The sequence below is a fragment of the Limisalsivibrio acetivorans genome, assembly GCF_000421105.1.
Taxonomy (GTDB): Bacteria; Chrysiogenota; Deferribacteres; order Deferribacterales; family Geovibrionaceae; genus Limisalsivibrio; species Limisalsivibrio acetivorans.
The window spans coordinates 926,454-939,745 of sequence record NZ_ATWF01000001.1; the positions used below are offsets into that span (position 1 = coordinate 926,454).

Genomic DNA, 13,292 nt, shown 5'->3' on the forward strand with positions numbered 1-13,292 from the left:
TATTAAGGAATAAGGGAGGCAGACCGGGCTATTATCTGTAAATCGGTATGTCTATTCAGTTATGCAATTTACGCAGAAAGTGAGTTTACAAACCCCTCTACGCTGTCCATAGGCTTAAGCTCGAACTTATCCACGATGATATTCGCAACGTTCGGTGAAAGGAACGCAGGAAGTGTGGGTCCGAGGTTTATGTTCTTAACTCCAAGGGCAAGGAGCGCGAGAAGAACTGTAACCGCCTTCTGCTCATACCATGCCACATCATAGTAGATGGGGAGCTCATTGATATCCTCAAGACCGAAGGCCTCCTTAAGCTTGAGTGCTGTTACGGCAAGGGAGTACGAGTCGTTGCACTGTCCGGCATCAAGAACCCTGGGGATTCCACCTATTTCGCCGAGGTCGAGCTTGTTGTAGCGGTACTTGGCGCAACCTGCCGTAAGGATGATAAAGCCTTCGGGGAGATTTTTGGCAACATCTGTGTAGTGTTCCCTTGTCTTGTGCCTTCCGTCGCATCCGGCCATAACAACAAAACCTTTAACAGCGCCCGCTTTAACAGCATCCACAACGGTTCCGGCGATGCTCTCCACATAATCGTGGGCGAAGCCGCCTGTAACGGAGCCAGTCTCGATCTCTTCGGGTGCATTGCAGGTTTTTGCAAGCTCGATGATCTCGCTGAAGTCCTTCTGCTTACCCGCTTCTCTGTTGGGCACATGCTTAACACCGGGATATCCGGCCATTCCTGTGGTAAAGATCCTTTCCCTGTAATCGTCCTTAACGGGTACGATGCAGTTGGTTGTCATAAGGATGGGGCCGTTGAAGGAGGCGAACTCCTTATCCTGCTTCCACCATGAACCGCCGTAGTTTCCTGCGAAATGATCGTACTTCTTGAATGCGGGATAGTAGTGCCCGGGAAGCATCTCACTGTGGGTATAGACATCAACGCCGGTTCCTTCGGTCTGCTCGAGCAGTTCCTGAAGATCCTTAAGATCGTGGCCGGAGATTAGTATTCCGGGGTTATTCCTGACACCGATGTCCACCTTGGTGGGCTCGGGCTTTCCGTAGGTATTTGTATTCGCTTTATCGAGAAGCGCCATGGTGTTAACAGCATTCTCGCCGCACTTCATAACAAGGCCGAGGAGCTCATCTGCATCGTTTGAAACTGCCGCTGCAGCGAGTGCATCCTTGGCAAAGCTGTATATTGATTCATCCTCAAAGCCGAGAACAGCCGCATGATCGCCGTAAGCTGCGATACCCTTAAGCCCGTATGTGAGCAGCTCTCTGAGTGAGCGGATATCCTCATGCTCTGTGTTCAGAACGCCAACGCTCGCTCCCTTTGAGTCATATTCTTCGGGTGAAGAGGGCTTCCATGTTACGCAGTCGGGAAGGTTAGCGGGGAGATCCGCTTCCTTCGCAAGGGCATCCCTCCTTTCAATAGCTTCGTCTATAAGGCTTGTGATCCTTGCCTTGTCGAAGTTTGCATTGGTGATTGTGGAAAAAAGGGCTTCGAAGGTGAAACGTCCCATTTCCTTCTCGAATTTTCCTTCGGGTGCGTGCTTTCCTGCAAAGGCGGCACCTTTAAGTACATATACGAGAAGATCCATTAGATTAGCCGCATCATCCGGCTTACCGCACACTCCTCTAACCGTACATCCTTCGTTCTTAGCTGTTTCCTGACACTGGTAGCAGAACATTCCCATAATTTTCCTCCTGTGTTGTTTTCGATGTTCTTATGCTATAGTCTTAAGCTAGGAAATAACTTGATCAGGATCAAATATGGACAAAAAAAGTGCTGTTAAGGATTTCACCGACAACTTCTTCGGTGATGGTGATCTTGTTCCTATGATGGAAAAAATCACCCGTGTAAAATATTTATCACAGAAAGAGATACTTTTCCTTGAAGGAGAATCGGGTAGATATATTTACTATTTGCTGAGCGGATCCATAAAACTTTATAAAACCAACGATGAAGGCAAAGAGGCGATTGTACATTTCGTGTACTCGGGGGATATGTTCGCAGAGATCATCCTCCAGCTGGAGTGCTGCTATCCCGTTACCGCCTCCGCCATAGAGGACTGCACCCTTTTGGAGATAGACGCCGCCGCCCTCTTCCGAGAGATCGAGCAGGACCCCAAGCTCGGAATGCGGATAATCGCCCTGCTCTCACGCAGAATTAAAAACTTCGTGAATATGATAGAGAACCTCACCCTCAAGGATGTGCGAGGACGGTTTCTGAACTATCTTGCAAACCTCGCTGAGAACCGGGGGAGCAATGTTGTTGAGCTCCCAGTTCCAAAGGGGGACATCGCCCTTCTTCTAGGCACTACGCCTGAGACATTCTCCCGACTCCTGAAGAAGCTTTGCGATGAAGGTATACTGCGAACAGACGGAAAGAAGATAATCATTCAGGAGGAGATTGAATGAGGGAGAACGCCCTCGAGATCTTCAGACACGCCCTCGATGCTGTACACCCCGAAAGGGCAGTAAGCAGTATATTGCGCATGGATGGGATACAGCTAGTAGCGGGCAGAAGCAGATACACCCTTAAGAACCGTGTTCACTTGCTCGCAAGCGGTAAGGCGGCCGAAGGTATGTGCAGAGGCGCCCTTGATGTCCTTGGTGATAAGGTGCACTCCGGTCTGGCTGTGAGCCACACCGGCGGTGACGATATCGGTCCTGTAAGCCACATAAAGGGCTCCCACCCCGTACCGGATCATTCAAGCATTGAGGCCGGAAAATCCATGCTGGATTACATGAAAGGTATGGGAAACGATGATTTCTACGTATACCTGCTGTCAGGGGGGAGCTCATCCCTGATGGAGCTCCCTGTGCACCCCCTCGGGCTTGCGGATATTAGAGAGATTACCGACCGTCTCCTCAAGAGCGGTGAGGATATACACGGTATTAACGCCGTACGCAGACGCCTCTCCATGATCAAAGGGGGAGGACTGGCCTCTGCGGCTCCATGTCAGGGGATTGTTCTGGTTATCTCCGATGTTATGGACAACGACCCTGCCTCCATCGGCTCCGGCCCTTTCTGGCCTTCGGAAACGGGCTTTGCCAAACTAGGCATAGACCCCAGACGTATTGCTGAGAATGCCAGCGTAGATCCGGATCTCCTTATGCCTCAGAAATCTGCTGAAACACCCCCCCACTACATCGCCGCAGACAACTCCTTTGCTCTCAAAGCGGCGGAGGAGAAGGCTGAAGAGCTGGGCTATAAGACTGTCGTGCTCGATAGAAACCTGTCTGGGGAGGCATCCAGAAAAGGAGCCGAGGTTATGATGCAGATCGCAGAGAGGGATGAGCGTGGACGCATGTGCTACATCCTTGGGGGGGAAACCACAGTAAAGGTAACGGGGGACGGTAAAGGGGGACGGAATCAGGAGTTTGTACTCGGTGCCCTACCCTATATAAAGAAGGGGATGACCATACTCTCCTGCGGAACGGACGGAAGGGACGGCCCCACCGATGCCGCCGGAGCCGCAGCAGATTACGATACATTCCGCACCGCTTCAGAGAAAAAGCTGGACAGCAAAAGGTTTCTGAATAAGAATAACTCCTTTGAGTTCTTCAGCCAGACAGGGGGGCTCGTGCATACCGGGTCTACCGGAACAAATGTCTGTGATATTGCATTAATACTAACGGAGTAGTCCTTGTTCTATATAATCTTCCTTATGGCAGCAGCCGCAGTTATATTTGCCGGTGTTAAACTCTCCATTTACGGAGATGTCATTGCAGAGAAAACGGGGCTTGGCGAAAGCTTTGTGGGGCTCACCCTAGTTGCCGCCTCCACAAGCTTGCCAGAGATCATATCATCCATCGGCTCGGTCACCGTTGTGCAGTCTCCCGATCTTGCCTTCGGAAACGCCTACGGCTCAAACATGTTCAACATGTTCATTATATTCATCCTTGATGCGGTCTACCGAAAGGGGAGCATTCTGGTCAAGGTGAGCCCTTCAAACGTAACCACTGGCCTCTTCTCCATCCTTCTCACTATGATAAGCGGTTTCGGCTTTATACTTGATATGCCCACGATAGGCTGGATGAACCCGATAAGCTTCGCCATCATAGGCGGCTATCTCATAGCCATGTACACAGCATACAGGCTCAAAGACGACATTGTCGAACCCGATGCCCCAAGCGATATAACACTCTCCAAGGCGGCCACTGGCTTTGCCGTTGCGGCTTTCATAATCGTGGTTTCAGGACTTGCCCTCAGCAAATCGGCAGACTACATCGCAACAGACACCGGCCTCGGCGGGTCATTTGTGGGGACGCTTCTGCTAGCACTCGTAACATCACTCCCCGAGCTTGCCTTCTGCTTCCCGGCTGTACGCTCAGGAATGGCAAATATGGCCATCGGAAACCTTGTGGGCTCAAACGTGTTCAACATGACAGTGATCCCCATCGCCGATGCCTTCTACGTCAAAACTCAGGTATTTGCAGATGTCAGCGCCGCACACCTTGGCTCTGCACTGTTTACATCCATTGCGGCAGGTCTGCTTCTGCTGGGTATAGAGGTGGACAAGAAGCTGAGTGGCAGGATGCTCTCAATATCACTGATCTCATGGGCGCTTGCCCTTTTCTACATACTTAACCTCGCATTCGTCTATTTCAAAGGGTAGCCGCACAAGCTGTTGATACCTCCAACTATGAGGGTTTATAATCCTTATATGGGAGGCTTGCATGTGGAGCATAGAAAGTATTAATAACAGCATAGCGGTTCTCTGCTCCCCAAAAACTGTTAATCAGGACAGCGTAATTGAGCTGCAGCCTGTTCTGGATGAGCTTCTTATGAAAAACATCAACAGGATAGTGATCAATATGAGTGCATCAGTTTATATAGACTCCTCCGGGCTGGGCTCACTGGTTAAGAGGGTAGCACATTTCCGCTCCGCCGATGGAGATATACGTCTCGCTTCTCTCTGTTCAGGTATAAGGGATGTTTTCTCCACCACCAGCCTTGACCGAATCATCAAGCTCTTCCCCGATGTTGATTCCGCCGTAAAAAGCTACAGCAGCTACCACGGCCCCTCAGTTCCCATATATAAGACAGAGAAGGACGAGGATAGCTAGATGCCCTTCTTCCGTAAACTTTCAACAGCCGTATTCTTCTCCTTTATGATATCGATCTTCATTACGCTCGCCGCTGCAGGTGCTTTCTGGATAAACGATATTTACCGCTATTTCAGCTTTGAGGCGGATACATTGAAGTCAAATTATATAAGCTCGGTTAAGAACAGGCTCAGAAACAGCGTTCAGGAGATAAGCAACATAATTGAGCAGAACCGTTCCACCGTTGAAGAGAAATCCGTTTCAGCCGTAAGCAAGGAGACGGATCTTGCATCCTTGATGGTAAAAAACCTGTACAGTGAGTTTGAGAGGAGCACAACCGCCCAAAAACTTCGGAGGATAGCGCTTAACAATATCAATTCCCTCATATCAGAAAAGAAACGTGAGCACTGGGTGATCATCTCCTCCGACGGAACGATCCTCCTTGATACAAATCAGCGGCAGAACGAAGGTAGAAGTGCCCTGTCCCAAAAGGACAGCAGCGGCTCTTTCTTATATCGTGAAATGATCGAGAAAAGTAACAACGGCGGGGGGATCGTAAAGGGCTATTGGGGCAACAGAGGGATGGGAACCGGCATGAATCATGAAATAATCTACAGTATCACCCATCTGCCGGAGCTGGACTGGCATATTGCAGCAGGGATTTTTACTAAAAGCATCGAGGAGGAAATAAAGACAGATATGCTCCGGAATGCAGCATCTGTCCGCTTTGGTGAGGACGGCTACATTTTCATTGTGGATTATTCGGGGCATATCCTTGCCAGCAGGGGGGTGTACTTCCAGGAGCCTGTTCCTAGAGAAGGCACCGGAGGGGAGGATACAGGCACTATCTATAGAAAAGCTATGAGTATAGTTCGGGAGAAGGGTTCAGGATTCTTCGAGTACCAGTTCCCCAGGATAGACACTAAGGATCCTGAGCCTAAGCTCTCATACGTATACGGGGATAACGAATGGGGCTGGATCATCGGTACAGGCGCCTACACCAACGATATTGATGAATACATAGCATCCAAGGAGGAGGAGCTCAGGCAGAAAGTGAAAATGAGCTTCATCAAGATGAGTGCGGTTTTCAGCATACTGTTTATCCTGCTTTACCTATTATCCCGAGTCATATACCGAAAAACCGAAGCGGGATTCTCCAAGTTCTCAGAGTTTTTCCGCAGAGGAAGGGAGAGCTACGAGCACATAAACCCCGATGAACTTCCCTATGATGAATTCCGAACCCTTGCAGAGCAGGCAAACAGGATGATAGATGAGAAGCTGAGCTTCGAAAACAACCTCAAGGATAAGCAGGCAGAGCTGGAGAATGAGATACGGGGGCGCAGGAATATTCAGGAAAGGCTGAACACCATATTCTCAACCATGGAGGAAGGTGTTCTTCTACAGGACAGCCGCGGGAAGATACTTGATGTAAACAAAAGCTTTGAACAGATCTTGAGACTCAACAAAAAGGAAATCCTCGGCAAACTACCCCACGAACTCGATTTCAGGATCATCTTCGAGGATAAAAGCTTCTGCCCCCCCGAAGAGTATCCTATGAACCTTGCAAGAAGAAAAAAGAAGAAGATCAGCAACCATATAACCGGCTTCGTCCTTGCCGGTTCGGAGATTGTATGGATACAGGCAACATCCGTTCCGATCATCGATGAATACGGAAGGCTCAGCAGGATTGTAACAACCTTTGCAGACATAACAGAGTCTAAGGAACTACAGGATAAATTCCTTAAGGCACAAGAGAATATGGAGATGGCACAGGAGGTGTCCCATACAGGAAGCTGGGAGATGAACCTTGCCGACGGAAGGTTCTGGGTCTCCGATGTTTTCCGGAAGATATTCGATCTACCCGAGGGTGAGCTTAAGGTGGACGATCCGATGGAGAGAATCCATCCGGAGGACAGGGATATGGTGGAATTGAAGTTCGATGGCGCAGTCAAAACGGGAACCCCCTTCTCCGCCGACTACAGGGTTATAACAAGGAGCGGCTACGAGAGGCATGTCCATGGCCGCATAAAGGCGGATTACAAAGAGGGAAAAGCCAGACGTGTTTTCGGCACTGTCCAAGATGTTACAAACATACGAAAGGCCCAGGAACAGGTTAAGGAAGCCTATGAAAAGCTGAATGAGTATGTGCGTATCGTGGACGAGAATGTCATCACATCAGAAACAGATAAAGATGGAAACATCACCTCCGCCAGCGAGGCCTTCTGCAGAGTTTCCGGCTACTCCAAGGAGGAGCTTATTGGGCAGAACCATAGGATCCTGCGCCATGACGAAACAGAAGAAGGTGTATACAATGAGCTCTGGGAAACCATCACAAAGGGAAATACTTGGCGAGGCGAGCTTAGAAACAAGCGCAAGAACGGTGAGACATACTGGGTTTCCGCCTATGTAAGCCCGAGGTACGACAAGGAGGGGAATGTCTTCGGATACATCTCCATACGTCAGGATATAACAGACCGGAAAATGGTTGAGCGTCTTTCGGTAACCGATGAACTCACAGGGGTTTACAACAGACGATTCTTCAATAAAACCATACAGGAAGAACTGCGCCGGATGAAACGGGAACATGGCTTCTTATCCTTCGGAATGATAGATATAGACCACTTCAAGCAGTATAACGACACCTATGGTCACAAACAGGGTGACACCGCCCTTAGACGTGTGGCGGAGATACTGGACGATATGATGCAGAGGGGTGGCGACTTCGCCTTCCGTTTAGGTGGAGAGGAGTTCGGTATACTCTTCTCGGGTCAGGACGGAGATAAAACCAGAGCCTTTGCCGAAAGGGTAAAAAACGCCGTTGAGCAGGCGGGAATACCCCACGCTAAAAACAGCGCATCGGATTATTTAACGATCTCCTTGGGCGTTGTATGCGTAGACCTGTCCGGCAGCGATGTTAATGATACAGATACAATATACCGCATTGCGGATGAAGCACTCTATAAGGCAAAGAGCGAGGGTAGAAACAGGGTAGTGCTTAACGTTATCTAGCTGTTGCTCTCCCCGTTAAGAAGATCCAGTCCCCATGCGTGAAGTATTGCTGCCTTGATTATGATAAAGAATATCGGTTCATCGACTTCACCCTCCTTCCTTGTCATATAATCCTGAACGATGGGGTAGACATCATTGAAATCAGGGAACGGTTTCCACTTTTCCTCAAAACACTCTATAAATCTGTTATACTGTTTGTATTCTTTTACTGAATCATACTGTTTCTCACAGCCGTCGACCTCAAAAAGCGTTTTCAGGTGTTCGATATTGTCACCTTCCAACTTTTTATCCGTGTCAGTAATAGAGCTGCTTGAACACGGGGATGACTGGGTATCATCTGTCGATTCTTGGTTCAGCTCCTCTGGAGCGTTTCCGGTAGACTGGGTATCTCCTGTACCTTCTCTGCCGTTCTCATTATCTTTGCCAGTGTCACTACTAGATTCATAAAATCCGTTTTCACCCACAATAGGGAATTTCGTTTCCGGTTCAATATTATGGATCTCACTATAGATGTCTTTCAGAAGACCTTTAGCAACCTCAGTTTTCGGGTTTGAAGAACGTTTCAGTTCGATCCGCAGATCATTAGAGCCATACCCGCAGTTGAATGATCTCTGAAGAACCTCCATCACTTTTTTGACAAAAGCGCCAGAATGACTCTTACCGAAAAGTAGGTCCAGATATCCCCACCCGTTTCCTGCCAAAAAGAGAGTTAGCCTGATATTTTTTTTATCTTCTCCATCATTCCAAATGCCCAGTTCAAAATCAGCACCCTTCAGTTGCTTACACCTCTTGAGAGACATACCCGCATAGAACATAATTGCCGAGTAGGAGAAGATAGCCAGACTTTGGGCACTCCTGAGCTCTACAACTGCGCTCGGGCCAGCGTTAACAAGTCTGTCAATAAACCTTGTCCCACCTGCTTTAAAAAGAAGGGAGAGCGTGGATTCGTTTATCGACTCCATAGCACGATGGATATTGTCGAACCTGCTTCTATACTTGCTACCGAACCACTCCAGCTTGTAAGAGAGGATCTTGGGGTTCTCCATAAAGTACTGGTTCATTATGTTTCCGGCAAACTTGACCACGGTTTCAATATAGAGACGTTGCTTTCTCCATACAGCGAAATCGCTTGTTCCTCCGCCCACATCCACCGTAACCACGGGCACGGACGAACCGAGCATGAGTTCCTCCGCCCTTGCTATGGCAAGGCTTTCAGACACAAGCTTTACACCAACATTTGCAAAGATGTTATTTAAGAGCTCCTCCCTGTCGCCATCCTCTCCCATGGGAAGAGATGTATAAACATTAAGGTCCTGAACGCCTATCCTGCGTTCGAAAAGCTCTGCCCGGATAAGGGTTGATATATGCCTCAAATACATACCAAGATATCTTCGGTTGCTTCTGTGTTCCCACTTAACCCGTTCTTTATATCTTGATGCTATCCTTTCAAAATCCTCATCACTAAGCACTCCGTCCTCAACAAATGGTGGAATACTGTTGTTCATGGAAACAATAGCAACAGAATCAAGGACAGAATGGCCTTTCAATTCATGATCCGGCACCCTCAGCTTCATCAGAACAGGGACAGAAGACAGAGTTCCCTCACTATCATTCCTGTAGTAGGGCATGAAGTCCTTGCTGACAAAACAATCAATCGGAACATTAGTTTTGTTATAATCAAGATACCCTGCCTTGTCCTCTGGAACAGTAACCCAAAGAAGCCGGTTCTTGATCCTAAAACCTTCTATTGTGTCTTTCTCAGGATCGTTCTCCATAACAGCAATGTGAGATGTTCCCACATCTACGGATATGTTAGTCTTTTTCCCCGGCTGTGTTCCTTTGATATTATTAAGGATCTTAGGCATCAGAAGAACACCTATCTCTCTACCCTTATACTTCACAGAAACCCCTGTGGGGGGAGTGCTCATAGTCCAGGTAATGGCAAACCGGCCTTCGGTGTGCTGGGTATCGCCATCGACAATGGGGGTAATCTCGAAATCATCCTTTTTAACCACCCATATGTAATACTCATGCCATTCATCGGAGTGGAAATCGGGCCATGAACAAACCACAGGGAGCTTCACATCCTGGGATGATGTAAATTCATGGCGGAAAGTAAGTTTATCAATGGTAAGTTCCATTGTGTTATTGTTGATATCCATACTGAACTCTTTTCGCCTTCGTCCTGTGAAGCAGTGTTTATAAATCCTGCTCACACCATCTTTCATGATCGGCATAAGGGGCGCATGATCGTGATCTACAGAACGGTACAGAGTACTCGACAGATCCTTGAAGAGCTCGTTGGGGTTTATGTCCATAGCAACATGGTAGTTAAGATAGGATAATGAATGTTCATCGTGCAGAAGCTTCTTTTCAGGGAGAACCCTTTTGAGTTCATGCTGATCGTATGGCTCACTCTTTTTCTTTTCAACCTGCCACTTGGAAAAGATCCAGGGACTCATATTACCGCAACTGGGATAAACCTCCTGCGTCCAGAAGTTGAGTATCATCTTCACATTGTTAAGGGAAAGGGGCCACATATAATCACAGTCTAAGGGATCTTTGAGAATCCTGTCTTCATCGCTGAACCATGGGATCACAGCAGAGCTCATGCTGTCCGGATATTCAGCAGCAGGGAAGAGGCCTGTATAGTAATCACTCTGGATAAGCCCACCCATTATCTGATTATTCACATATAAGAAATGCAGTGAGGTAATGGAGGTGCTGTAAAGATTTTTGGCAATGCTGTCCACAATCCTTTTCTTCTCCCACTCCTCTTCAGCCGAAGAAAAGGTGTACTCTTCAAACCTGATATCAAGGTGGGGGTAGTAGTTCCTTAGGATTATAACAGCGTAGAGCCCCCTCAGCTCATCGGTGAGGATATTGCTTATGGTCTCATCGTGGGTTGTATCAGAGATTTTTGCAAGAATAACCCGGGACCATATATTCGGTATGAAAGATGAAAGCTCCTGCTGGTTAATCAAACCGATATCGATATTATCCACAAAATCACTTCTTATATCTGTGAAGTAGTTCCATCCGTGAGAGTAGCTCTGGTCAGACTGGATCTCAGTTCTGTAGCCGTCAGCACCATTGATCTCCTGATTTCTTATACTTTCAATCTTTGGGAGGAATGAGTTTATAGACATATCCTGGACCTTCCTTTTAACTACTAAGCATTCTATTTGCAGCCATGGCACTTGAAAAATAGATCATATCCATCAGCCTGCAATTTGGGCTATCAACGTATGTGTGAAGCTTGAGTTCATCTGGGATTCCCTCCTGTTTAGGAGCTCCATCTCTCTCTGCAAGCTTTTTGTTGGTTGACAAATAGTAAATTGCATCATTATAGATGTGGTTCATGGAGTTCTCTTCTCTGATCTTCTCAGAATGATGAAGAATATAGGATATAAACTTTGCCGGTTCCTTTTCCAGTAGTGAGTCCAGATTCTCCTCCCTGGCAAGTTTTAGAAGTTCCTTAACCTTAGCGTAGTTCACAAACTTAACGTTCGTGTCCTCGCCTGCGTTCAGAATCGTGCCAAAATAGCTTTCATCAACCTGCTCGATATCTCCGGTCTGCATACTCAAAACCCACAGTATGAAATCACAATAGAAGTCCTTCAACGCATTCAGAAAGTCAGTGTCAATGCCGCTAAAGTATGTAATGTAAAGCTTTGTACGCCTAAAATCATCATTGCGCAGTAGCGGGTTCCAATAAAGGAGAAAAGTGGTCGAGCATATCAAAGCTGTGAGGAACTTCCCCTTTACAGTGTTAACGGGTTTGAAGCCTCCGTTAGCACCGATGAGTTCAATATCCTTCCAGGAAACCTGTTTGGTGTGTTCCCTTGTCAGATACATATAGTCGGTTTTCAGGTCGGTCTGCTTTGGTCTGTTAAGAAAATCATACAGAGCCATTGCCCCCAAAAGCTCAACATGGTGTGCAGGGTTGTTCTGGGTTTGACCACCCACCCCAAGGGGGATCTCCTTGGTATACTGCTCCCCTATCATATATACGCGGCTCATGGGGTTTGAGCCCTGGAGTGAATAATAATACTCCATATGAAGCTTTGACTTGCTGAGAAAGTTATCCGGATCAACAAAATGCTGATGTGCGCCCCCCTTAGCACGTCTGAAGTCAAAATAGGGAAAGATCAGGGCACCGCCGACCTCAACCTTCTCGGGATTGAGCCCCATACTAGTTTTGATAAGCCTTGCAAGCGTTGGGAATATGGATGCGCCTGTACCACCAAAGACAGAACCGCACAGGAACACCTTTCCGCTTTCCCCACCTTTGCCCAGGTGGTTCTGGATCTCATTCCACGGCTTGCGATCTATGTCAAACAGGCTCGCCATAACAGCGGAACCCACAGATGCACGCCCTTTAAAGCCTATATCCATGTTTTCGTTCCTGGCCTTCTCTGCAAAAAGAAGTTTCGGCAGCTTTTGGGGTCCGAAATACTCATTCATCGTGGAGCAATGCGTTCCATCATTTGAATCAAATATAGGAAGAGAGTGGTAGGTTTTTTCCGGTATGAGATAATCAATATTTTCGGGAAACATATACTTAAAGTTGCCTGTATTCTTGCTTAATGTATTCATGTATCCGGCAACCTTATCTGCACGCTGGAAGTTTGCGTTTGCTTTATCCGGGTCTATATTAAGTACCTTGAGTTTGCTCCTTTCATTACCAGATCCGGTACAAAAACCGCCTATGGCACTATAGAATAAGAAGGCTTCCAGAAATTTAGAGCCTGTACCGCCTATAGATATTATCAGACTCATACTCTACCCCCTCCTCATAAGCAGTTGAACTGGCGTGGTCATACCAGAATTCCTGGTCAGATATGCTAAAGATAGCCATAGCAATGTTAAGAGTAATGAAATAATCGCGGCGGGAACTGCTTTTCCATAGATGAAATAAGTGAGTATTCCTAAGTTTACAACCGAGGATAACCCAAATATTATTGTCGATCGTTTAACCAATGCCTTGTTCACCTGATCCTGAACACGAAGCAAATCACGCCCTTTTAAGATAGTTAGGGTATTGTAATCAGGCCTTCGGATTGATAAATAACAGATAATTGCATTAAAAAGAAAAAGTAGAATAGTTCCGATCGCTAGGATATTCTGTTGAGGAATATCTACATCAACTCTAGTTATGTAGTCTGTAAATATCTTAATAAACAGAGCAAAACCAATATCCGCAAGTTTAGCTATAATAATTTCCATAA

Annotated in this window: 9 protein-coding genes; 5 read left to right on the forward strand and 4 right to left on the reverse strand. The window is 47.2% G+C overall.

Annotation, left to right across the window (positions count from 1 at the left end):
* Positions 1–68: 68 nt before the first annotated feature.
* Positions 69–1,694, reverse strand: a complete 1,626-nt coding sequence (gene hcp / locus K300_RS0104360) for a hydroxylamine reductase (RefSeq protein ID WP_022850448.1) — start codon at positions 1,692–1,694, stop codon at positions 69–71.
* 76 nt (positions 1,695–1,770) lie between these two features.
* On the opposite strand from hcp, the gene K300_RS0104365 reads away from it, so the two are divergent.
* The 5 genes from K300_RS0104365 to K300_RS15995 all read left to right on the forward strand — a co-directional run bounded on the left by K300_RS0104365 (position 1,771) and on the right by K300_RS15995 (position 8,061).
* Positions 1,771–2,418, forward strand: coding sequence for a Crp/Fnr family transcriptional regulator (locus tag K300_RS0104365; RefSeq protein WP_022850449.1), 648 nt, complete (start codon positions 1,771–1,773; stop codon positions 2,416–2,418).
* Positions 2,415–3,647: a glycerate kinase type-2 family protein gene (locus tag K300_RS0104370; protein ID WP_022850450.1), complete on the forward strand. Its 1,233-nt coding sequence runs from the start codon at positions 2,415–2,417 to the stop codon at positions 3,645–3,647. Before K300_RS0104365 ends, K300_RS0104370 begins: the two co-directional genes overlap by 4 nt.
* Before the next feature lie 3 nt (positions 3,648–3,650).
* Complete coding sequence (locus tag K300_RS0104375; protein WP_022850451.1) at positions 3,651–4,622, forward strand: sodium:calcium antiporter; 972 nt, start codon at positions 3,651–3,653, stop codon at positions 4,620–4,622.
* Between the two features lie 61 nt (positions 4,623–4,683).
* Positions 4,684–5,073 (forward strand): STAS domain-containing protein, encoded by a 390-nt coding sequence (locus K300_RS0104380; protein WP_022850452.1) that lies wholly within the window; start codon positions 4,684–4,686, stop codon positions 5,071–5,073.
* Positions 5,074–8,061 carry a cache domain-containing protein gene (locus K300_RS15995; protein WP_022850453.1) on the forward strand — a complete coding sequence of 996 codons (2,988 nt, stop codon included), beginning with the start codon at positions 5,074–5,076 and terminating at the stop codon, positions 8,059–8,061.
* On the opposite strand, the gene K300_RS0104390 is transcribed toward K300_RS15995, so the two are convergent.
* The 3 genes from K300_RS0104390 to K300_RS0104400 are packed head-to-tail and all read right to left on the reverse strand — an operon-like array spanning position 8,058 to position 13,290.
* Entirely contained in the window at positions 8,058–11,210 is a 3,153-nt protein-coding gene (locus K300_RS0104390) for a cell division protein FtsA (protein ID WP_022850454.1), read from the reverse strand. The genes K300_RS15995 and K300_RS0104390 overlap by 4 nt on opposite strands.
* 16 nt (positions 11,211–11,226) lie before the next feature.
* Complete coding sequence (locus K300_RS0104395) at positions 11,227–12,843, reverse strand: FtsZ/tubulin family protein (protein WP_022850455.1); 1,617 nt, start codon at positions 12,841–12,843, stop codon at positions 11,227–11,229.
* 3 nt (positions 12,844–12,846) lie between these two features.
* On the reverse strand, positions 12,847–13,290 hold the full coding sequence (locus tag K300_RS0104400; protein ID WP_022850456.1) for a hypothetical protein: 444 nt from the start codon (positions 13,288–13,290) through the stop codon (positions 12,847–12,849).
* Positions 13,291–13,292 lie beyond the last annotated feature (2 nt).